The following is a 21,288-nucleotide window of genomic DNA, read 5'->3' on the forward strand; positions in this document are numbered from 1 at the left end:
TTTAGATCCTCACAGCCAGCGTTGCCACGACGATGGCGGCGCCGAACAGCATCGTCAGCGCGTAGGTCCGGGCGAAGCCGGTCTGCACGGTGCGCAGGCCCTGCGAGCCCTCGCGCACGGTCGTGCCGACCCCGGTGACCATGCCGTCGACCACCGTGGTGTCGATGGCGACCATGGCCCTGGTGAGCGTGTTTCCGGGGCGCATGAACAGCCCTTCGTTGATGGCGTTGCCGTAGAGCTCGTTGCGGGCGGCGACGGTGACGGGGTTGCCCGCCGGTGCCACGCGCGCCACCGGCGCCCGGCCGTACATGAACCAGGCGACGGCCGCGCCGCCGACCATCAGCGCCAGCGCGGCCAGGCTGGGAACGCTGGTGAGCATGGTGGCGAGGCTGAACGCGTGGTGCTCCTCGGGGCCGCCGACCGCCGGTTCCAGGAACGCCGCGAACCGGTAGCCGAACACGAGGAGCCCGCCCAGGAACACGGACCCGAGGGCGAGGACCACCATCGGGGCCGTCATGGAGGCCGGCGACTCGTGCGGGTGCGCGCCGTCGTCCCAGCGCCTGGTTCCGAAGAACGTCAGGATCATCACGCGGGTCATGTAGAAGGCGGTCAACCCGGCCCCGACCAGGGCGGCGGTACCGAGCAGTTGGCCGCTGAGGCCGCCGCTGGTGAACGCGGCCTCGATGATGCCCTCCTTCGTCCACCACCCGGAGAGGAACGGGAACCCGATGATCGCCAGGTAGCCCAGACCGAACGTGGCGAAGGTGATCGGCATGGCGGTGCGCAGGCCGCCGAACCTGCGCATGTCGACCTCGTCGTTCATGCCGTGCATCACCGAGCCCGCACCCAGGAACAGGCCCGCCTTGAAGAAACCGTGCGTGAGCAGGTGGGCGATGGCGGCGGCGTAGCCCACCGGGCCCAGTCCGGCGGCCAGCGTCATGTAGCCGATCTGGCTCATGGTGGAGCCGGCCAGGGCCTTCTTGATGTCGTCCTTGGCGCACCCGATGACGGCGCCGGCGAGCAGTGTGGCCGCGCCCACGACGGCGGTGGTGGTCTGGGCTGCCGGTGCGGCCTCGAAGATCGGGCCGGCGCGCACGATGAGGTACACGCCGGCGGTGACCATGGTGGCCGCGTGGATGAGGGCGGAGACCGGGGTGGGGCCCTCCATCGCGTCGAGCAGCCAGGCCTGCAGCGGGAGCTGCGCGGACTTCCCGCACGCCCCCAGCAGGAGCAGCAGCCCCAGCGCCGTCGTCACGACCGGCCCGGCCTCCCCGGCGTTGTCGAGGACGCCGCCGAAGGCGACGGTGCCGAACACGCCGAACATCAGCATGATGGCGATGAGCAGCCCCAGGTCGCCGACCCGGTTGATCAGGAACGCCTTCTTGGCGGCGACGGCCGCTGCCGGCCGCTGCTGCCAGAACCCGATCAGGAGGTAGGAGGCGAGGCCGACACCCTCCCAGCCGAGGAACAGCAGGGCGAAGTTGTCCGCCAGGACCAGCACCAGCATGGCCGCGACGAACAGGTTCAGGTAGCCGAAGAAGCGCCGCCGGTTGGCGTCGTGGGCCATGTAGCCCACCGAGTAGATGTGGATCAGCGACCCCACGCCGGTGATGAGCAGGGCGAAACTGATCGACAGCGGGTCGATGAGGAGGTTGGCCCGGACGGTGACGTCGCCGGCGGAGAACCACTCGTAGACCGGGACCTCACGGCTGCGCTGGACCGGGTCCGCCTCCAGCAGCCGGAGCAGGGCCAGCACCGCCCAGCCGAAGCTGGCCAGCGGGAGGGCGGTGCCGAGCCAGTGGCCCCACCCGTCGGTGCGGCGTCCGCCCAGGAGCAGGACCGCCGCGCCCGCCAGCGGGAACGCGATGAGCAGCCAGGCGTTGCTGAGGACCGCGCCGGTGGCCTCGGTGGTGACCGTGTGCGGGCCGGCGGCGAGGGTTACGTCTGACACTGTCGTGAACACTGTCACAGCCACGTCGCCTTCTAGTGCTTGAGCAGGTTGGCGTCATCCACGGACGCCGACCCGCGGGTACGGAAGATCTGCATGATGATCGCCAGACCCACGACGACCTCGGCGGCGGCGACGATCATCACGAAGAACGCGATGACCTGGCCCCCGATGTCGCCGTGCATCCGCGCGAAGGCGACGAACGCCAGGTTGCACGCGTTGAGCATCAGCTCGACGCACATGAAGAGGATGATCGCGTTGCGCCGCACCAGTACGCCGACGGCGCCGATCGTGAACAGGATCGCCGCCAGCACGATGTAGTTCATGGGGTCCACGTCGGCGCCTCCTGCCCGTCGGCCGAATCGCCGTTCTCGTCGGTGTCACTGCTGCTGGTCGCGCCGGTGTCGTGCCGTGTGCCGTTCGACCGTTCCGCCACCGGCTGGCTCTCGCCCCCGCTGACCTCCTTGGAGGCCGCCGAGTCGGCCGCGCCGCCGGGTTCGGGGATGTCGCCCAGCTGGATGTCGGCGGGCACGTGCGACTGGTGGGCGGGGTCGCGTGCGGTGAGCACCGGGTTGAGGGACAGTTGGGACACGGACCCGTCCGGCAGCAGGGCGGGCATGTCGATCGCGTTGTGGCGCGCGTAGGTTCCCGGACCCGGCAGCGGGGTGATGTGGTCGCCGCGGGTGCGCTCCTGGGACTGCTGCCGCTGGGTGCGGCGCTGGGAGGTGCGGGCGGCGTGCGCCAGCACCAGCGCCCCCAGCACGGCGGTGATGAGCAGGGCCCCGGTCGCCTCGAACGCGATGATGTAGGTGTAGATGACCTCGCTGGCGATCCAGGGGACGTTGCCGCCGGCGAGCGCCACGCCGGCGCCGAGCCCTTCGGGGTCGCCCGCGACGATCCGGGTCAGGCCGGTGGCCAGTGCCGCCAGGAAGCACACCGTGACGGTGGCCGCGAGGGCGCGTTGGCCGCGGATCGTCTCGACCAGGGAGTCGGCCGAGCTCACCCCGACGAGCATCAGCACGAACAGGAACAGCATCAGCACGGCGCCGGTGTAGACGACGATCTGCACCACCATCAGGAACGGCGCCTCGTTCATGCCGTACAGCACGGCCAGCCCCAGCATGACGACCGCCATCAGCACCGCCGAGTGGACGGCCTTGCGGCTGGTGACGACACCGACGGCGCCGAGGATCACGAGGGCGCCGAGGAACCAGAAGGCGGTGCTCTCTGTTCCGGATATGGGAGCGGCCAGGGTCTGTGTCTGTAGGGGGGTCACGGTCACTGCGCCGCCTCGCTGTTCCCGTCGTGGACACTCGGCTGGTCCTGGGTGGTCTGGCTGGCGCCCGAGCGGTAGTAGTCCTGCTCGGTCTCACCGAGCCGCATGGGGTGCGGCGGCGCCTCCATGCCCTCCTCCAGCGGCGCGAGGAGCTGCTCCTTCGTCCAGATGAGGCTCTCGCGCTCGTCGTCGGCGAGTTCGTACTCGGTGGTCATGGTGAGCGCCCGGGTGGGGCAGGCCTCCACGCACAGGCCGCAGAGGATGCACCGCAGGTAGTTGATCTGGTACACGCGGCCGTAGCGCTCTCCGGGGGAGTACCGCTCCTCCTCGGTGTTGTCGCCTCCCTCGACGTAGATGGCGTCGGCCGGGCAGGCCCAGGCGCACAGTTCACAGCCGATGCACTTCTCCAGCCCGTCGGCCCAGCGGTTCAGCTGGTGCCGGCCGTGGAAGCTGGGCGCGGTCGGGCGCGGTTTCTCGGGGTACTCGACCGTGGGCACCTTCGTGAACATGGTGTGGAAGGTGACGCCGAACCCTTTCACCGGGTTGAGCCATTCAAGCACCGGTAACCTCCTCACGCTTGTCGGTCGAGGCCGGTGGGGTCAGTCGCGGGTGTTCCGCCGGGACGCTGCTGCCGTAGTGCGGGGCGTCGGGCGGCGGTACGGGGAACCCGCCGTGTTTCGGGTCGTCGCGCATCCGCCGCAGCTCCGTGGCGCGTTCGGCGGCGGTCTCCTCGCGCCGGCGGCGGGCCGAGCGCGCGCAGGCGTACAGGCAGGCGACGGTGAGCACCGAGAAGGCGGCGATGACGCCGCCGGTCACCGCGGCCGGGGCGCCCTCGTTCATCAGCAGCCGGATCGCGGCGATGGCGGTGATCCACACCAGCTGCACCGGGATCAGGACCTTCCAGCCGAGCTGCATGAGCTGGTCGTAGCGCACCCGGGGGACGGTCCCCCGCAGCCAGATGAACAGGAACATGACGCCGCAGAACTTGAGCAGCCACCACAGGGCGGGCCACCAGCCCTCGGCCGCGCCGGCCCACAGGGTGGTGACGGGCGGTGGGGCGTGGTAGCCGCCCAGGAACAGGGTGACCGACACGGCCGCGACGGTGGTCATGTTCACGTACTCGGCGAGGAAGAACATCGTGTACTTCATCGAGCCGTACTCGGTCATGAAGCCGCCGACCAGCTCGCCCTCGCCCTCCGGAAGGTCGAACGGCAGCCGGTTGGTCTCCCCGACCATGGTGACCAGGTAGATCGCGAACGACGGGAACAGGATCACCGCGAACCAGATCGGCCGCTGCGCCTCCACGATTCCCGACATGGTCAGCGTCTGGGAGTACATGAAGACCGCGACGAACGACAGTCCCATGGCGATCTCGTAGCTGATCACCTGGGCGGAGGCGCGCAGGCCGCCGAGCAGGGCGTACGGCGAGCGGGACGCCCACCCGCCGAGGACGATGCCGTACACCCCCATGGCCGCGGCCGCCAGCACCAGGAGCGCCGCGACCGGCAGATCGGTGAGCTGCAGCGGCGTCACCACACCGAAGATGGTGACCTCGGGGCCGATCGGGATCACCGCGAACGTCATGAACGCGGGCGCCGCCGCGATGATCGGGGCCGCGATGTAGAGGACCCGGTCCACGTCCCGGGGCACCAGGTCCTCCTTGAGGGAGAGTTTCACCCCGTCGGCCAGGGACTGCAGCAGCCCCCAGGGGCCGAAGCGGTTGGGTCCGTGGCGCTGCTGCATGCGTCCCATGACCTTGCGGTCGGCCATGATCATCATCAGCACGCAGACCATCAGGAAGACGAAGATCGTCACCGCCTTGCCCAGGACGAGCCACCACGGGTCGGTGCCGAAGGCCTCCAACCCGGGTTCGGCGGCCACGAGCGCCTCCCCGTTGCCGTGTGTCACTGCCGCGGATGTCACTTGTCGCTCCCAGCGCTCGTCGGCTCAACGGTGTCGGCGGCCAGGCGCACGACGTCTCCGGCGCGGGCACCGAGGTCACGCCCGACGTCGCACTCCTGGGCGTTGGCGGGCAGCCACACCACCCGGTCGGGCATGCCGGCGTCGACGGCGACGGGCACCGTCACGGCGCCGCTGTCCGTGGCGACACGCACCGTCGCCCCGTCGGCGACGGCGGCCTCCGCCGCCGTGGCGGCCGACATGTGGGCCGTGGCGGGCCGCGCGGTCCCGGCGAGGTAGGGCTCACCGTCCTCCATCCGGCCGTTGCCCAGGAGTTGGCTCCAGGCGGACAGCACCGCCTGGCCGGCTCCGGGACGGGCCGGCGCCGCGGGCCGGTCGAGCGGGTCGGGAGTGCGTTCGCCGGTCCAGGAGCCCAGCCGGGACAGTTCCCGCTGGGCCGCCTCGGCGTCCGGAAGGGCCAGGTGCACGTCCATCTCGTCGGCGACGGCGGACAGCACCCGCAGGTCGGAGAGGACGCCCGGGGTTTTCAGCGCGTTGCCGAACGGGCGCTGGCGCCCCTCCCAGTCCACGAAGGTGCCCGCTTTCTCCGCCACGGCGGCGGCGGGCAGGACCACGTCGGCGCGGTCGGTGACGTTGCTGGCGCGCAGTTCCACGCTGACCACGAGTCCGACCCGGGCGAGCGCGTCGCGGGCGGCCCGCGGGTCGGGGAGGTCGTCCAGGTCGAGGCCGGCGACCACCAGGGCGTCCAGCTCGCCCGCCGCGGCGGCGTCGAGGATCTCGGCGGTGGAGCGCCCCTCCCGTTGCGGCAGGCCCGAGGTGTTCCACATCCGCGCCACCTCGGCGCGGGCGTTGGCGTCGGTGACGGGCCGGCCGCCGGGGAGCAGGTTGGGCAGCGCCCCGGCCTCCACCGCGCCGCGTTCCCCGGCGCGGCGCGGCACCCACGCCAGCCGCGCCCCGGTCCGGTTGGCGAGCTGGACCGCCGCGGACAGCGCTCCCAGGGTCTCGGCGAGCCGCTCGCCGACGAGGATGACGGCGCCCTCGGCCCGCAGCGCCTCCAGGGCCGCCGGCTCGGTCACACCGAGGTTCTCCAGTGTGCGCGCCTCGTCCCCCGGCACGGTGGGAACGAGGGTGCCGTTCGTCTTGGTCAGTCCCCAGCTCTCGCGCGCGGCGACCGAGTAGACCTCCGTGTTCCCCTTCCGTGCGGCCTTGCGCAGCCGCAGGAAGACCACGGGGGACTCGTCCTCGGGGTCGAACCCGGCCAGCAGCACGGCCGGTGCCGCCTCCAGGTCGTTGTAGGAGACGCTGATTCCGGTTCCGGCGACGCGGGCGGCCAGGAACTCGGCCTCCTCATCGGAGTGGGCGCGGGCCCGCATGTCGACGTCGTTGCTTCCCAGCGCCAGGCGGGCGAACTTGGCGTAGGCGTAGGCGTCCTCCAGGGTGAGGCGCCCGCCGGTGAGGACGGCGGCGCGGCCGCGCGCGGCCGCCTCGCCCAGCCCCTGGGCCGCGACGCTCAGCGCCTCCGGCCAGGAGGCCGTTTCCAGGGCGTGGCTGTCCTCGTCGCGGACCAGCGGGTGGTGGAGCCGGTCGGACCGGGTGGCGTAGGTGAACGCCCACCGGCCCTTGTCGCAGTTCCACTCCTCGTTGACCTCGGGGTCGTCGCCGGCGAGCCGCCGGGTGACCTTGCCGCGCCGGTGGTCGGTGCGCTGCGCGCAGCCCGCCGCGCAGTGCTCGCAGACGCTGGGCGTACTGACCAGGTCGAACGGGCGGGAGCGGAACCGGTAGGCGGCGCCGGTCAGCGCGCCCACCGGGCAGATCTGCACCGTGTTCCCGGAGAAGTAGGACTGGAAGGTGTCGCCCTCGGCTACCCCCACCTGCTCGTCGGCGCCGCGTTCCAGCAGCTCGATGAAGGGGTCGCCTGCGATCTCCGCCGAGAAGCGGGTGCAGCGGGCGCACTGGATGCAACGCTCCCGGTCCAGCAGCACCTGGCTGGACAGCGCGATCGGTTTGGGGAAGGTGCGTTTCTCGTCCAGGAACCGCGTCTCGCCCTGGCCGGTGGACATCGCCTGGTTCTGCAGCGGGCACTCCCCGCCCTTGTCGCACACCGGGCAGTCCAGCGGGTGGTTGATCAGCAGGAGTTCCATGATCCCCCGCTGGGCCTTCTCCGCCATGGGCGAGGTGAGGTGCGTCTGGACGACCATCCCGTCCATGACGGGGATGGTGCAGGACGCGGCGGGTTTGGGCATGGCCCGCCCGTTCCCGCCGTCGGGCACCTCGACCAGGCACTGCCGACACGCCCCCGCCGGTTCGAGCAGGGGGTGGTCGCAGAACCGGGGGATCTGGATACCCAGCAGCTCGGCGGCCCGGATGACCAGCGTCCCCGGCGGCACTTGGATCTGGAACCCGTCGATGGTGACGGTGACGAGCTCCTCCGACGGGACGGCGGGCGTCCCGTCCGTGGTCGCGTTGCTCGCGATGGTCACTGCTCCTCCTCACGGGCCGCTGCGGGGGCGCCACAGCCGTGTGGCGCGGCCGGGTGGGGCCGCTTCCGGTTGGTCGTCACCGCTCGCCTCCCCACAGCGTCGACTTGGTGTGGTCGAACGGGCACCCGCCGTGTTTCATGTGGTCGATGTACTCCTGGCGGAAGTACTTCACCGAGGACGTCACCGGGCTGGTGGCGCCGTCGCCGAGGGCGCAGAAGGAGCGGCCGAGCACGTTGTCACAGATGTCGAGGAGCTTGTCCACGTCCTCCTCGGTTCCGTCGCCCCGTTCCAGCCGGTGGAGCACCTGGACCATCCAGTAGTTGCCCTCCCGGCAGGGGGTGCACTTGCCGCACGACTCGTGCGCGTAGAACTCGATCCAGCGGCCGACGGCGCGCACCACGCAGGTGGTCTCGTCGAAGATCTGCAGCGCGCGGGTTCCCAGCATCGAGCCCTCGGCGCTGATCGACTCGAAGTCCAGCGGGGTGTCCAGGTGCTCGGCGGTGAGTATCGGGGTGGAGGAACCGCCGGGGGTCCAGAACTTCAGCTCGTGGCCCCCGCGGACGCCGCCGGCCATGTCCAGCAGTTCCCGCAGGGTCACACCCAGCGGGGCCTCGTACTGCCCCGGTACGGCCACGTGGCCGGACAGGGAGAAGAGGCCGAAGCCCGCCGACTTCTCCGTCCCCATGGAGGTGAACCACTCCACCCCGTTGGCGACGATGCTGGGCACGCTCGCGATGGACTCGGCGTTGTTCACCACGGTGGGTGAGGCGTACAGCCCGGACACGGCCGGGAAGGGCGGTTTGAGACGGGGTTGCCCGCGGTAGCCCTCCAGCGAGTCGAGCAGGGCTGTCTCCTCCCCGCAGATGTAGGCGCCGGCGCCGGCGTGCACCACGACCTCCAGGTCGAATCCGGTGCCCAGGATGTCGCTGCCGAGCAGCCCGGCGTCGTAGGCCTCGGCGACCGCGTGCTTCAGCCGCCGGATGACGTGCAGCACCTCGCCGCGCACGTAGATGAAGGCGTGGGAGCTGCGGATCGCGTGGGCCGAGATCGCGATGCCCTCGATGAGCGCGTGCGGGTTCGCCAGCATCAGGGGGACGTCCTTGCACGTCCCCGGTTCGGACTCGTCGGCGTTGATGACGAGGTAGCGGGGGTTGGGGTTGTCCGCCGGGAGGAAGCTCCACTTCATCCCGGCGGGGAACCCGGCGCCGCCGCGCCCGCGCAGGCCGGCGGACTTCACCGTGTCCACCAGCGTGGCCGGCTCCATGGTGAGCGCGGTGCGCAGCGCCTCGTAGCCGCCGCTCTCCCGGTAGGCCTCGAGAGTGAAGGAGTCGGGACGGTCCCAGTTCGCCGAGAGGACCGGAGTCAGTGTGCTGGTCACGCCGTCCCCCCTTGGTCGGTGGTGGCTTCGGTGTCGGCCGCGTCGGGAGCGCTCCACCCGCGCTCGCGGGCGACTCGCAGCCCGGCGAGGGTGGGTTCCCCGGCCTGGACCCCCTCGGTGGCGTGGTCGTCGGCGAAACCCGCCAGCAGCCGGGACGCCTGGCGCCAGGTGCACAGCTGCTCGGGGCCGCGGGTGGGTCTGACGTCGGCGCCGCTGCGCAGGTTGTCGACCAGTTCCCGGGCGGAGTCGGGGGTCTGGTTGTCGAAGAACTCCCAGTTGACCATGACCACCGGGGCGAAGTCGCAGGCGGCGTTGCACTCCACGTGTTCCAGGGAGACCTTGCCGTCCTCGGTCGTCTCGGTGTTGTCCAGCTCCAGGTGCTCCTTGAGGGAGGCGAAGATCTCGTCGCCGCCCATGACGGCGCACAGGGTGTTGGTGCACACGCCGACGTGGTACTCGCCGCCCGGTTCGCGCTTGTACATCGTGTAGAACGTGACCACCGCGGCGACCTCGGTGCGGGTGAGGTCGAGCTGTTCGGCGCAGAAGGTGATCCCGGCCTGGCTGACGTAGCCCTCCTCCGCCTGCACCAGGTGCAGCAGCGGCAGCAGGGCGGAGCGTTTCCGCGGGTAGCGGTCGATGATGGTCGCGGCCTCGGCCGCCAGCCGCTGCCGCACCTCCTCGGAGAAGTTCCTGCTCACCTGTCCACCCCTCCCATCACAGGGTCGATGCTGGCCACGGCCGCGATGACGTCGGCCACCGTTCCCCCTTCACACATGGACGCCACCGCCTGCAGGTGGGTGAACGACGGGTCCCGGAAGTGCAGCCGGTACGGGCGGGTGCCGCCGTCGCTGACGGCGTGGCAGCCGAGCTCGCCCTTGGCGCTCTCCACCGGCTGGTAGACCTGGCCGGCCGGCACCCGGAAACCCTCGGTGACGATCTTGAAGTGGTGGATCAGCGCCTCCATCGAGCCGCCCATGATGTGGGCGATGTGGTCGGGCGAGTTGCCCAGGCCGTCCGGGCCCAGCGCCAGTTCCGCCGGCCAGCCGATCTTGGGGTCGTCCACCATCACCGGGCCCGGCTGGAGCTTCTCCAGGCACTGTTCGACGATCCGCAGGCTCTGCTCCAGTTCGGCGATCCGCACCCGGTAGCGCGCGTACACGTCGCACCCGTCCGACACGGGGACGTCGAACTCGTAGTTCTCGTAACCGCAGTAGGGCTTGGCCTTGCGCAGGTCCCAGGCCAAGCCGGAGGCGCGCAGCATCGGGCCGGTGACCCCCAGCGCCATGCACCCGGACAGGTCGAGGTGGGCGACGTCGCGGGTGCGGGCGAGGTAGAGGGGGCTGGAGTCGAGGAGCTTGCGCAGCGTCCTGATGCGTCTGGGCATCTCGGCGAGCAGCTCCCGGACCTTCGCGATCCCCTCCTCGGTGATGTCCTGGGCGACCCCGCCGGGGCGGATATAGCCGTGGTTCATGCGCAGGCCGGTGACGTGCTCGAAGATGTCCAGCACGAGCTCGCGTTCCCGGAACCCGTTGGTCATGATCGTGGTCGCGCCGAGCTCCATCCCGAAAGTCGACATCGCCACGAAGTGCGAGGACATCCGGTTGAGCTCCATCATCATCACCCGGATGATGGAGGCCCGCTCCGGGATCTGGTCGGTGATGCCCAGCAGTTTCTCCACCGCCAGGCAGTAGGCCGTCTCGTTGAACAGCGACGTCAGGTAGTCCATCCGGGTCACGAAGGTCGTGCCCTGGGTCCACGTCCGGTACTCGATGTTCTTCTCGATACCGGTGTGCAGGTACCCGATGCCGACGCGCGCGTCGGTGCAGGTTTCGCCGTCCAGGGTGAGGATGAGCCGCAGCACGCCGTGGGTGGAGGGGTGCTGGGGTCCCATGTTCACCACGAGCCGTTCGGCGCTGGTCCGCTGCGCCGCCGCGATGACCTCGTCCCAGTCGCCGCCGGAGGCGTCGATGTAGTCCTCGGTTACCGAGGTGCTCATGATGATCCCCTATCGTTGCTCGACACTGCCGTCGGAGCGGGGCGCGCCGCGCGCCCGGGCTGGCGGTCCGAAGCGTTAGGCATACCACCTCCGTTCCTCCGGCGGCGGGATCGTGGCGCCGCGGTACTCCACCGGGATTCCGCCGAGCGGGTAGTCCTTGCGCTGCGGGTGGCCGTGCCAGTCGTCGGGCATCTCGATCCGGGTGAGCGCGGGGTGGCCGTCGAACACGATCCCGAAGAAGTCCCAGGTCTCGCGCTCGTGCCAGTCGGTGGTGGGGTAGGTCTCCACGACCGAGGGGATGTGCGGGTCGGCGTCGGGGCACACCGTCTCCACCCGGACCTCGGTGTTGTGGGTGATCGAGCGCAGCTGGTAGACGGCGTGCAGCTCCCGGTCGGTGTCCTCGGGGTGGTGCACCCCGGACACCCCCAGGCACAGCTCGAACCGCAGCGCGGCGTCGTCCCGCAGCCGCCGCATGACGGTGGGGAGGTGCTCGCGCCGCACCTCGAACGTGAGCTCGCCGCGGTCCACAATGACGCGTTCGATGGCCTCCCCGTAGGTCACGCTCCCCTCGGCCAGGGCGTTCTCCAACGCGTCGGCGATCCCGTCGAACCGTTCGGTGCGCGGGTCGTCGGGGTCGGTGAACGGCCGTTGCGCCCCCGGTACGGCGGGGCGGCGCACCAGCAGCCGCCCGTAGCCCGACGTGTCGCCGCTGGTGTGGCCGCCGAACATGTCGGTGCGGGCGATGGGGGCGGCGAGGCGGCTCGCCCCGCGCTGCGCCGGGAGGTTCTCCTCGTCCCCGTTCTGCCCGTTGTCCGGGTGGGAGCCGTTGTTTCCGGGACTCACCGCTGCTCCCCTCCCGTCTGCTCGACGACCGGGAGGTTGCGGCGGAGCTGGCGCTCTTCCTCCTCCTCGATCTCCTGCTCGCGGTGCGCGCCCAGCTTGGTGTTCTGGATCTTGTCCTGGAGTTTCAGCACGGCGTCCAGGAGCATCTCCGGCCGGGGCGGGCACCCGGGCAGGTACATGTCGACGGGGACGACGTGGTCCACCCCCTGCACGACGGCGTAGTTGTTGAACATCCCACCGCTGGAGGCGCACACGCCCATCGCGATGACCCACTTGGGTTCGGGCATCTGGTCGTAGATCTGCCGCAGCACGGGCGCCATCTTCTGGCTGACCCGGCCCGCGACGATCATGAGGTCGGCCTGCCGGGGGGTGGCGCCGAACTTCTCCATGCCGAACCGGGCTAGGTCGTAGTGCGGCCCGCCCACCGACATCATCTCGATGGCGCAGCAGGCGAGACCGAACGTGGCCGGCCACATCGAGCTCTTGCGTACCAGACCGGCCGCTTGCTCGACGGTTGTCAGCATGATGCCGCTGGGAACCTTCTCCTCAAGCCCCATCCGACGACCCCCCTTTCCGGTCGCTGGTCGTGTGGATGCGCGCGGTGCCGCGCCCGTGAGGCGGGGGCGCGGCGGGCGCGGTGCGGGTCACTCCCATTCCAGACCTCCGCGGCGCCACTCGTAGGCGTAGGCGATCGACACGTTCACCAGGAACAGGACCATCGCGATCAGGCCGAACAGTCCGAGTTCGTCGAAGTGGACCGCCCACGGGTAGAGGAAGATGATCTCGATGTCGAAGACGATGAACAGCATCGCCGTCAGGTAGTACTTGACGGTGAAGCGGCCACCGCCCGTGGGCTGCGGCGTGGGTTCGATGCCGCACTCGTAGGCCTGGAGCTTGGCCCGGTTGTAGCGCTTGGGGCCGGCGACGGCCCCGGCGACCATGGACACCACGACGAACGCGGCGCCGATCCCGCCGAGGACGAGCAGCGGTGCGTACAGTTCCATCAGTGCGCACCTCCCCGGAACACGACGGGCCGTCCGGCGCGTGCCGGGAGCTTGTGCGTGTTTTCACGTGTGAGCCGGTTCCTCACTGTTGTCGGCATGGCTCGGTTTCCCTCTCGCTGCCTACGGCGCTAGGCCGAGGGCGCCATCGTGGACAGGCCGTTGATCACCCGGTCCGCCGCGTCACCCCGGCGTGGTTCGGTCAGGTTCGCCAGCATCTTGAGCGTGAACCGCATGAGAGTCTGCTGGGGAAGCCCGTAACGGGTCGCGTACTTCATGAAGTACGGGTTGCCGATCATCTTCACGAAGTAGCGGCCCAGCGTGTAGTAGCCGCCGTACACGTCGGCGAGGATCTGCGGGTACCGCAGCAGGGTGCGTTCCCGGGTCTGTTGGGTGGGGCGGGAGAGCGCCTGGACCACGACGTCGGCGGCGAGCTGCCCGGCCTCCATGGCGTAGGCGATGCCCTCCCCGTTGAAGGGGTTGATCATCCCGCCGGAGTCGCCGACCAGCATCAGCCCGCGCGAGTAGTGCGGGACGCGGTTGAACCCCATGGGCAATGCCGAACCGCGGATGTTGCCGCGCTGGTTCTCCTCGGAGAAGCCCCACTCCTCGGGCATGCCCTGGGTCCAGTTCCGCAGCAGGCCGCGGTAGTCCACCTCGCGGAAGGAGGCCGTGGAGTTGAGGATGCCGAGACCGACGTTGCTGGTGCCGTCGCCGACGCCGAACACCCACCCGTATCCGGGCAGCAGCACCCGCTTGCCGTTCGACTCGCCCCACAGCTCCAGCCAGGACTCCAGGTAGTCGTCGTCGTGCCGGGGGCTGGTGAAGTAGGTGCGCACGGCCACGCCCATCGGCCGGTCGTCGCGTTTGCGGATGCCCATCGCCACGGAGAGCCGGGAGGAGTTGCCGTCGGCGGCGATCACGAGCGGGGCGCGGTAGGTGGTCCGCTCCCCGTCGGGGTTCTTGGCGCGCACCCCCACGATGCGCTGGCTTCGCTCCTCGATGACCGGCTCGACGACGCTGGTCCGCTGCAGCAGCCGCGCCCCCGCCTGCTGCGCCCGGTCGGCCAGCAGCTGGTCGAAGTCCGTACGGGTGCGGACCAGACCGAAGCCGGGGTACTCGGCGAGGTCGGGCCAGGGGAGCTCCAGCCGTACTCCGCCGCCGATGATCCGCAACCCGTGGTTGCGCATCCACCCCTCGCCCGTGACCGGGATACCCATGGCGGTGAGCTGTTTGACGGCACGCGGTGTGAGGCCGTCACCGCACACCTTCTCGCGGGGGAAGGCGGTTTTTTCCAGGAGGAGGACATCCAGTCCGGCCTGTGCGAGGTAGTAGGCGGTTGTGGAGCCGGCGGGGCCGGCACCGACGACGATGACGTCGGCTTCACTCTCCGGACGTTCCCGAACGGAGTGGAGGCTCAGGTGTGTCTCGCTCACGGGCTGTCCTCGGCGTGCTGCGCTGTTGCGCATTGTGTTGGGGGATGCGCTGTCTGCGCCTGTGCGGCTGTTTCGTGTAACAAAGGCCTCGCACCCTTGTGAAGGCCTTCACAAGTTCTCGTCCCGCAGTCTAGACCTTTCGTCGTTTCGGGGCGACCCCTGAACGACATTCGTCTTTTTTTGCCACTTTCATAGGCAGAGATGCAGTTTGTTACCTTGCGTCACAAACAGAACAAAAAGGACAAAAGGAATAAAAATAAATTTGGCCCCGAAAGGGTCTTTCGGGGCCAAAGGGAGAAAGTACGTGAGTCACGCACGCCGCACAGCGCGGTGCAGCGCCACCACCCCCAGGGTGAGGTTGCGCCAGGCGACCCGTGACCAGCCGGCCCGCTGCAACCGCGCCGCCAGCGCGCGCTGGTCCGGCCAGTCGGCGATCGACTCCGAGAGATAGGAGTAGGCTCCCGTGTTCGCCGTGAAGCACCGGGCGATCATCGGCAGCGCCGCCGCCAGGTAACGGCTGTAGACGCGGTCCAGCGCGGCGACGGGGATATGGCTGAACTCGCAGATCACGAGACGTCCGCCGATCTTGGTGACCCGGCGCATCTCCTGTAGCGCCTGGTCCACGTCGTGCACGTTGCGCAGGCCGAACGAGATGGTGACCGCGTCGAACGTGCGGTCGGCGAACGGCAGGGAGAGGGCGTCGCCCGCGACGAACGTCGCCCGGGAGGACCCCTCCTCCCGCTCGCGGCGCGCACCGACCCGCAGCATGCCCTGCGAGAAGTCGCAGGCGATCACCCGGGCGCCGCGGGAGGTGAAGGCGACCGACGAGGTCCCCGTACCCGCGGCCAGGTCGAGGACGAGTTCGCCGCTGTAGGCGTCGACCGCGCGTACGGCGGCGCCGCGCCACACGCGGTCCTGCCCCAGGGAGAGCACATCGTTCAGTAGGTCGTAGCGGCCGGCGATGTCGTCGAACATGGCGGCGACGTCCCCGGGGGACTTGTCGAGTGCGGCACGGGCCATGCGTCCACTCTAGGCCCTGTTTTCGAGACGCTGTTCGTCGCGAGCGGCGTCTCCAGTGCCGCCCGGCACGGACGAGGAGGGAGGCGGGGCGGTCACCTGTGCCGGGAGGGGCGCACCGCCGGCGCGGGAACGGATGTCGCGCGGTGCGGCGGGCGCGCGCCGCACCGGTCCCGCCACCGCGGGGCCGCGACGGGTCCCGGCCCGCCGGCGGGATTCAGCGGGGTTCCTCGGAGGTGTCGCGGGCGGCGTTCCCGTCCGACCCGTCCGACTGGCCGGACCCGGGTGCGGCGTCCTCGGCCGCGGCGCCCTCGTCCAGACGCTCGCGCACTCCGCGCATCCGTTCCATCCCGGTGACGATAGCCGAGGACATCGCGTCACGCTGCGCGGACAGCAGTATGTAACTCGCTACTCCACTGATTCCGAAGGCGAGCGCGAGCGCGAGAAGTCCTCGCGCACCCAGAAGGTAGATCAGGCCCCACGCGACCGCGAACAACAGAAGCCGAGACGCGGTATAGGCAAGGACACTTCGCATGTAAAACTGCCTCACAACGGAAGATTCACGGAATACATTGGGGTCGGGTGGTGCGCGTGTCGGCCAGCACCGGGCAAGCACGGCATCACCGCCGCCCCTGTCGTGGTGTGGTTGGCCCGTCGCTTCCTCCCCAGGTTACGGCCGGGCCGACAGTGTCCACGACGGCGCTGCGCTGCGGCGCCGCACGGCGGCGTTGCGCGGCGGGCCAGTACGTCGGGAGGTCGTCCGGGTCTCCCGGCGGGGGTTGCTCGGAGGCCGGAACGCAGTGGTCACGTTTTGATCACGCATCGCGTTCTTGTTCCCAAATCCTCTCTATTTTTACGAAAACTAGGGAGGAAACGGACTATCTCATGCACACTAGAGGACAACCGCCCATCTCCCAGACCAAGGTGGGCCGCGAAGGGGGATTGTGAAGGTGGAAAGAGGAAGCGAACGTTTGTTGACCCCGGGAGAGGTGGCCTCGCTTTTCCGGGTTGACCCCAAGACAGTGACCAGGTGGGCCGCGTCCGGACGGATCAGCAGCATCCGCACCCCCGGCGGACACCGCCGTTTTCGCGAGGCCGAGGTCCGGGCCCTGCTCCACGGGGAACCGTCCGAAACCCCCACGTGACCCTCACGGCACCGGAACGACCGCGAGCCGCCTGCAATCGTCCCCGCCACCCCCCGAACGGCATGCTCCCGGCACGGCGGGGTCGATCAGAGATAGGCTGGAAGCATGGTGTGGCTCGCTAGCCTGATCACGCTGCTCTCGATCGTGGTTTGGGTGTACGCGTTCTTCGACGCGGCCACCACTCCAGGGGACGAGGTTCGCAATGTGCCCAAGATCCTCTGGTTGGTACTGATAGTGCTGTTCATGCCGGTGGCGGTTCTCTGGCTCTTCCTCGGCCGCCCCCGGAGAACGGAGACGGCCGCCTCGGAGCAGCTCTCCCAGAACACGTCCGTGGAGCACCTTGACCCGTCCGACGCGCACAAAACCTCCGGCCGCCAGCAGCCGCTCGGCCCGGACGACGACCCGGAGTTCCTCCGCAAACTGAACAGACGTATCAACCCCGACGACTGAGCGGGCCGAAAGCACCGCTAGGTGCGTGGGGCCGCCCCGTAGCGACCGGCCCCACGACCGCACGCGGCCGGGCGGCCGGTCCGCTTCGCCCCTCAGGCGTAGCTGTGCAGGCCGCTGAATATGTAGTTCACCCCGAAGAAGTTGAACAGCAGGCACGCCAGTCCGACCAGACCGATCCACGTGGCGACGTTCCCGCGCCAGCCCGCGGTGTGGCGCGCGTGCAGGTAGGCCGCGTAGACGGTCCAGGTGATGAACGACCAGACCTCCTTGGGGTCCCATCCCCAGAACCGGCCCCACGCCTCGTCGGCCCAGATCGCCCCCGCGATGATGGCGAACGTCCAGATCGGGAAGGCGAACACGACGAACCGGTGCGAGACCCGGTCCAGCAGCCCCGAGGACGGGAGTTTGGCGGGGATCCCGGTGACGGTCTCCCCCGCGGCCTGCTTCACCTCGGTGCGCTGGGCCATCAGGTAGGCGATGCCCGCCACCCCGGAGACGAGGAAACCGCCGGTGGCGATGATCATCGCCGAGACGTGGATCGCGATCCAGTAGGAGTCCAGCGCGGGGATGACCGGCCCCGCCTGGCTGTACAGCCACTTCACCCCGATGCCCAGTAGCAGCACGACCGGGATGAGGACGAACGTCCCCAGGAACCGCGCCTGGTAGCGGACGGCGGCGTAGAGGAACGCCGCGACGGCGCACAGGCAGATCGCCACCACGAACTCGAACATGTTGCCCCACGGCCACCGGTCGGCCGCGATACCGCGGGTGACCACCTGGGCCAGGTTCAACGCGAACGCCACCGCGGTCACGAGCACCCCGACGCGGCCCACGAGGTGCCGGGGCGCGCGGGCCTGCTCCTCCTCGTGGCGGACGCTGACCTCCATGTCGTCCGCCTCGTCCAGGTTCCCGCCGGCCGAGGAGCCGCTACCGCTCGCCCCCGCCCCCACGGACACGAGCCGGCCGCTTCTCAGCGCCTCCCGGCGCCCGTAGGCGGCCTCGCACGCGAACAGGAAAAGCGCGACCGCGTAGCCCACGATCGTGGCGACGAGCAACTCGTCACTGACCGAGGACAGTGTCGTGTTCTGGGCGGATGCCGCATCAGCGGCGAGCGCGTGTACCACCGGCTACTCCTTCGTTCCTTCGTCGGTCGTGGAACCGTCGTACTCCTGCCGCAGCCGGTTCCGAAGCTTCAGGCTGAGGTTGTGGAAGTCCGCTGTCGCTCCGGCCCCCTCGGACTTGCTCAACCCGGCGACCTCCACGTCCGTGCGCCCGTCCTCGCGCTCGGTGGCGCGGACCCACACGCGGCACGGCCGGATGAACAGCGTTCCCAACAGTCCCAGTACCGCCGCCGCGGCGGCGACGAGGGCGGGAACCCGGGCCGGGTCGTGGTTGACCTGCATGCTGATGTAGTCGCTGTGGCCCTTGAAGGTCACGGTTCCGGAACCGTCCGGCAGTTCCCAGCTGTCGCCCGGGGAGAGCTCCGGGGAGGAGCCGGCCTCCTCCATGTCCGAGGTGTCGAGCTGGTACACCGACTGGGGCTGGCCGCTGTCCATCCCGAGGTCGCCCTTGTAGCCGGTGAGCGTCACGACGGGGTTGCGGGCTCCGGGGAAGTCCGAGACGAGCTCCCCGTCCTCGGTCTCCGCGGCGGACGGGAGGAACACGCCGGTGAAGCCCAGCTGCTCCCCTCCGGCGTCGGGGACCTTGACCACACCGTCGGAGGTGAAGTTCCCCTCCTCTCGGTCGAGGAAGGGCACCGCCTGGTCGAACACCACCTCCCCGTCGGCGTTGGTCACCTCGAACTCGGGGGCGTAACCGTGCCCCAGCAGGTAGACCTGTGTCCCGTCCACCGAGAGCGGGTGGTTGACCTCCAGCTCGTGCTCCCGCTGCGGCCCGTCCGGACTCGCCCGGTAGGCGAGGTCGGCCGAGTAGGAGTCCGGCTGGCCGCTGAGGTTGCCGTCCTGGATGAACTCCGCGTGGAACTCCTCCACCGTGAACGAGAAGGGGTCCAGGTCCCCGGCGTCCACCGCCGTTCCGGGGTAGAAGGCGTCGTAGGACGGCAGGGTGTTGGCGAAACCGTCGCCCTCGATCACCAGCATGTTGCCGCGGTATCCCAGGAACGAGCCGGCTCCCAGCGCCAGCAGGAGCGCGAGCAGCGCCAGGTGGAAGGCCACGTTGCCGGTCTCGCGGAGGTAGCCCCTCTCCGCGGAGACCGCGTCCGCGCTGCCTTCGATCCGGTAGCCGCGGAGCAGGGTGCGCGCCCGCCCGAGGACCGTCGCCGGCGGGGCTCCGGTGGTGAAGTGCGCCGCGTAGGGCATCCTGCTGAGGTAACGCGGCGCCTTCGGGGGGCGGGAGCGCATCGCGCGGTAGTGCGCCCACGCGCGGGGCAGGACGCAGCCGGTGAGGGAGACGAACAGCAGCAGGTAGATCGCGGCGTACCACGGTGAGGAGTACACGTCGAACATGTACAGCCGGTCGAGCCACGGCGCGATGTCGGGGTGGTCGAGGTAGTAGTTCTGGACCTGTTCGGTGCTGACCGAGCGCTGCGGGAGCACCGATCCGGGGATGGCGCCCACCGCGAGCAGGAAGAGCAGGATGAGGGCGGTCCGCATCGAGGTGAGGACGCGCCATGTCCACCGCGCCCATCCGAGCGGGGACAGGCGCGGGCTCGCGCTCCCTTTCGCGGACGTGCGGTCCGTGTTGGTGGCGTTGGCCGAAGTCACTTCTATATCACCGTCGTAAAGTCCGCGGTCCACCGCTGCATGATGGCTGTGAGGTCTGTCCAGACGCCGGTGACCAGCAGCAGCCCCACGAGCACGAGCATCGCCCCGCCCGCGGCCGTCACCGTGCGGTAGTGCCGCTTCACCCAGTCGAACGCGCCCAGGGCGCGGCGGTACAGCAGCGAAGCCGCGATGAACGGCAGTCCCAGCCCCAGGCAGTAGAACAGGGAGAGCACCGCTCCGCGGGCCGCGCTGCCCTCGGTGAACGCCAGCGTCTGCACCGCCGCCAGGGTGGGGCCGATGCAGGGGGTCCAGCCGAGGCCGAACAGCACCCCGAGCAGCGGGGCGCCGGCCAGTCCGGCTTTCGGGAGCCGGTGGATCCGGAACTCCCGGTTGAACCCGGGAACGACCCCCATGAACGCCAGCCCGAGCAGGATGGTCACCGCGCCCAGCACCCGGGTGACCGGCTCCGCGTAGTCCAGCAGCACACCGCCGATCCCTCCGACGAACACGCCGACGAGGACGAACACGAGGGTGAATCCCGCGATGAACAGCGCGCTTCCCGCGAGCATGGTCCAGCGGCGCGCTGCCAGTTCCGTGTCGAGGTCGGTCCCCGCCGTCGCCGTCCCGGCGGATCCTCCCGCCGCCGCGGGTTCCGGTTGGGCGGTGCGCCGGGACGCGGCGATGTCGGCACCGGTGAGCCCGGTCACGTAGGAGAGGTAGCCCGGAACGAGCGGAAGGACGCACGGGGACAGGAAGGACACGAGCCCAGCGGCGAACGCCAGCGGCACGGCGAGGAGGAGGGATCCCTGCAGGACCGTTTCCGCGATCATTGGGCTCCCGCGTCCGCGTTGTCGTCGTCGTTCTTGACCGAGGTGACGAGGTCGCTCAGCTTGTTGTACTTCACCGGCCCGATCACCCGGGCCGCGATCCGGCCCTGCCGGTCGAGCACGAGGGTGCTGGGGATGGCCTTGGGGGGGACGGTGTCCCGGAACGCCTGCGGGATCCTTCCGGGCTGGTCGTACAGGCTCGGGTAGTCGATGCCCTGGTTCTCCTCGAAGGACTCTGCGGCCGTCCGGTCGTCCTTGATGTTGACGCCGAGGAAGTCCACCCCGTCCCCCTTGTGGTCGGTGTAGACCTCGTTGAGGGCGTCGCTCTCGGCGCGGCACGGCCCGCACCAGCTCGCCCACATGTTCAGCACCAGCACGGTGCCCTCGTAGTCGTCGAGGCTCACCGTCTCGCCGTCGAGCGTCTCGCCCTCCACGTCCGGGGCGGGCTCGCGCTCGTCGGGTGCGAACGAGGTGGTGGAACCGTCCCCCTCGATGTAGCGGGTGTTGCCGTCGTCGTTGCCGGAGTCCGTCGCTGGGGAGTCCTCGGAACCGGAGCAGCCGGCCAGGACGAGTGTTCCGGCGAGGGCCGCCGCGGCGGCGGCCACCACCCGCCGTCGGAGGCGGGAAGGCGGTGTGCGGCCGTCCGTTCGTGCGCTGCGCGTGCGGTCACCGGCGCGTGCGGTGCCGCGGCGGTGGACAGCGGGCGTCGAATGGGGCATCAGCAAAACCCTCGGGCGGAGGCGACGGGGCACGAACTCAACAACGACAAAGTGTAGTAGAGGAGTTGGCGCGCCCCGCCTCCCCACCCTGGTCCGTCCACCCACCGCCGGAACCACGGGACACGCGGG

At 70.0% G+C, this 21,288-nt stretch carries 21 protein-coding genes; 2 read left to right on the top strand and 19 right to left on the bottom strand.

What is annotated here, in order from left to right:
- Nucleotide 1: 1 nt before the first annotated feature.
- The 15 genes from nuoL to FHX37_RS15225 all read right to left on the bottom strand — a co-directional run bounded on the left by nuoL (nt 2) and on the right by FHX37_RS15225 (nt 15,830).
- A complete protein-coding gene (gene nuoL, locus FHX37_RS15155; protein WP_141924515.1) occupies nt 2-1,951 on the bottom strand; it encodes an NADH-quinone oxidoreductase subunit L in 1,950 nt (649 codons plus the stop codon).
- Nucleotides 1,952-1,983: 32 nt separating this feature from the next.
- Entirely contained in the window at nt 1,984-2,283 is a 300-nt protein-coding gene (gene nuoK, locus FHX37_RS15160) for an NADH-quinone oxidoreductase subunit NuoK (RefSeq protein WP_141924516.1), read from the bottom strand.
- Nucleotides 2,271-3,230, bottom strand: coding sequence for an NADH-quinone oxidoreductase subunit J (locus FHX37_RS15165; protein WP_141924517.1), 960 nt, complete (start codon nt 3,228-3,230; stop codon nt 2,271-2,273). The genes nuoK and FHX37_RS15165 overlap by 13 nt, the downstream gene beginning before the upstream one ends.
- Nucleotides 3,227-3,784: an NADH-quinone oxidoreductase subunit NuoI gene (nuoI, locus tag FHX37_RS15170; RefSeq protein WP_141924518.1), complete on the bottom strand. Its 558-nt coding sequence runs from the start codon at nt 3,782-3,784 to the stop codon at nt 3,227-3,229. The genes FHX37_RS15165 and nuoI overlap by 4 nt, the downstream gene beginning before the upstream one ends.
- On the bottom strand, nt 3,777-5,132 hold the full coding sequence (nuoH, locus tag FHX37_RS15175) for an NADH-quinone oxidoreductase subunit NuoH (protein WP_141925281.1): 1,356 nt from the start codon (nt 5,130-5,132) through the stop codon (nt 3,777-3,779). The genes nuoI and nuoH overlap by 8 nt, the downstream gene beginning before the upstream one ends.
- 11 nt (nt 5,133-5,143) lie before the next feature.
- Nucleotides 5,144-7,624, bottom strand: coding sequence for an NADH-quinone oxidoreductase subunit G (locus FHX37_RS15180; RefSeq protein WP_141924519.1), 2,481 nt, complete (start codon nt 7,622-7,624; stop codon nt 5,144-5,146).
- Between the two features lie 76 nt (nt 7,625-7,700).
- Nucleotides 7,701-9,002 carry an NADH-quinone oxidoreductase subunit NuoF gene (gene nuoF / locus FHX37_RS15185; RefSeq protein WP_141924520.1) on the bottom strand — a complete coding sequence of 434 codons (1,302 nt, stop codon included), beginning with the start codon at nt 9,000-9,002 and terminating at the stop codon, nt 7,701-7,703.
- Nucleotides 8,999-9,700, bottom strand: coding sequence for an NADH-quinone oxidoreductase subunit NuoE (gene nuoE / locus FHX37_RS15190; RefSeq protein ID WP_141924521.1), 702 nt, complete (start codon nt 9,698-9,700; stop codon nt 8,999-9,001). The genes nuoF and nuoE overlap by 4 nt, the downstream gene beginning before the upstream one ends.
- The gene (locus FHX37_RS15195; protein ID WP_141924522.1) at nt 9,697-10,998 is read right to left on the bottom strand and encodes an NADH-quinone oxidoreductase subunit D; all 1,302 of its coding nucleotides are present in this window, start codon (nt 10,996-10,998) and stop codon (nt 9,697-9,699) included. Before FHX37_RS15195 ends, nuoE begins: the two co-directional genes overlap by 4 nt.
- Before the next feature lie 75 nt (nt 10,999-11,073).
- Nucleotides 11,074-11,841, bottom strand: coding sequence for an NADH-quinone oxidoreductase subunit C (locus FHX37_RS15200; protein WP_141924523.1), 768 nt, complete (start codon nt 11,839-11,841; stop codon nt 11,074-11,076).
- Complete coding sequence (locus tag FHX37_RS15205) at nt 11,838-12,398, bottom strand: NuoB/complex I 20 kDa subunit family protein (RefSeq protein ID WP_141924524.1); 561 nt, start codon at nt 12,396-12,398, stop codon at nt 11,838-11,840. Before FHX37_RS15205 ends, FHX37_RS15200 begins: the two co-directional genes overlap by 4 nt.
- 87 nt (nt 12,399-12,485) lie before the next feature.
- Nucleotides 12,486-12,845 carry an NADH-quinone oxidoreductase subunit A gene (locus FHX37_RS15210; protein WP_141924525.1) on the bottom strand — a complete coding sequence of 120 codons (360 nt, stop codon included), beginning with the start codon at nt 12,843-12,845 and terminating at the stop codon, nt 12,486-12,488.
- 128 nt (nt 12,846-12,973) lie between these two features.
- Nucleotides 12,974-14,278, bottom strand: a complete 1,305-nt coding sequence (locus FHX37_RS15215) for a geranylgeranyl reductase family protein (protein ID WP_246062302.1) — start codon at nt 14,276-14,278, stop codon at nt 12,974-12,976.
- Nucleotides 14,279-14,587: 309 nt separating this feature from the next.
- Nucleotides 14,588-15,298, bottom strand: a complete 711-nt coding sequence (locus tag FHX37_RS15220) for a demethylmenaquinone methyltransferase (protein ID WP_141924527.1) — start codon at nt 15,296-15,298, stop codon at nt 14,588-14,590.
- 214 nt (nt 15,299-15,512) lie between these two features.
- A complete protein-coding gene (locus FHX37_RS15225) occupies nt 15,513-15,830 on the bottom strand; it encodes a DUF4229 domain-containing protein (protein WP_141924528.1) in 318 nt (105 codons plus the stop codon).
- A gap of 409 nt (nt 15,831-16,239) precedes the next feature.
- On the opposite strand from FHX37_RS15225, the gene FHX37_RS15230 reads away from it, so the two are divergent.
- Both FHX37_RS15230 and FHX37_RS15235 read left to right on the top strand, forming a co-directional pair.
- Complete coding sequence (locus FHX37_RS15230) at nt 16,240-16,440, top strand: BldC family transcriptional regulator (protein WP_211351841.1); 201 nt, start codon at nt 16,240-16,242, stop codon at nt 16,438-16,440.
- A 105-nt stretch (nt 16,441-16,545) separates the two neighbouring features.
- Nucleotides 16,546-16,890, top strand: coding sequence for a PLD nuclease N-terminal domain-containing protein (locus FHX37_RS15235; protein ID WP_141924529.1), 345 nt, complete (start codon nt 16,546-16,548; stop codon nt 16,888-16,890).
- A gap of 92 nt (nt 16,891-16,982) precedes the next feature.
- Here FHX37_RS15235 and ccsB read toward each other — a convergent pair whose 3' ends face one another.
- From ccsB to FHX37_RS15255, 4 genes are read right to left on the bottom strand one after another with little or no spacing between them, the layout of a single operon-like run.
- Complete coding sequence (ccsB, locus tag FHX37_RS15240) at nt 16,983-18,014, bottom strand: c-type cytochrome biogenesis protein CcsB (RefSeq protein ID WP_141924530.1); 1,032 nt, start codon at nt 18,012-18,014, stop codon at nt 16,983-16,985.
- Between the two features lie 3 nt (nt 18,015-18,017).
- Complete coding sequence (gene resB, locus FHX37_RS15245) at nt 18,018-19,646, bottom strand: cytochrome c biogenesis protein ResB (RefSeq protein ID WP_394344501.1); 1,629 nt, start codon at nt 19,644-19,646, stop codon at nt 18,018-18,020.
- Complete coding sequence (locus FHX37_RS15250) at nt 19,616-20,443, bottom strand: cytochrome c biogenesis CcdA family protein (RefSeq protein WP_141924531.1); 828 nt, start codon at nt 20,441-20,443, stop codon at nt 19,616-19,618. Before FHX37_RS15250 ends, resB begins: the two co-directional genes overlap by 31 nt.
- Nucleotides 20,440-21,159: a TlpA family protein disulfide reductase gene (locus FHX37_RS15255; RefSeq protein ID WP_141924532.1), complete on the bottom strand. Its 720-nt coding sequence runs from the start codon at nt 21,157-21,159 to the stop codon at nt 20,440-20,442. Before FHX37_RS15255 ends, FHX37_RS15250 begins: the two co-directional genes overlap by 4 nt.
- Nucleotides 21,160-21,288 lie beyond the last annotated feature (129 nt).

The organism is Haloactinospora alba (assembly GCF_006717075.1).
GTDB lineage: Bacteria > Actinomycetota > Actinomycetes > Streptosporangiales > Streptosporangiaceae > Haloactinospora > Haloactinospora alba.

Coding starts and splice junctions, on each gene's coding strand:
- FHX37_RS15195 (WP_141924522.1), bottom strand. CDS start 10,998: ATGAGCACCTCGGTAACCGAGGACTACATCGACGCCTCCGGCGGCGAC.
- FHX37_RS15205 (WP_141924524.1), bottom strand. CDS start 12,398: ATGGGGCTTGAGGAGAAGGTTCCCAGCGGCATCATGCTGACAACCGTC.
- FHX37_RS15210 (WP_141924525.1), bottom strand. CDS start 12,845: ATGGAACTGTACGCACCGCTGCTCGTCCTCGGCGGGATCGGCGCCGCG.
- FHX37_RS15220 (WP_141924527.1), bottom strand. CDS start 15,298: ATGGCCCGTGCCGCACTCGACAAGTCCCCCGGGGACGTCGCCGCCATG.
- FHX37_RS15225 (WP_141924528.1), bottom strand. CDS start 15,830: ATGCGAAGTGTCCTTGCCTATACCGCGTCTCGGCTTCTGTTGTTCGCG.
- FHX37_RS15235 (WP_141924529.1), top strand. CDS start 16,546: ATGGTGTGGCTCGCTAGCCTGATCACGCTGCTCTCGATCGTGGTTTGG.
- FHX37_RS15250 (WP_141924531.1), bottom strand. CDS start 20,443: ATGATCGCGGAAACGGTCCTGCAGGGATCCCTCCTCCTCGCCGTGCCG.
- FHX37_RS15255 (WP_141924532.1), bottom strand. CDS start 21,159: ATGCCCCATTCGACGCCCGCTGTCCACCGCCGCGGCACCGCACGCGCC.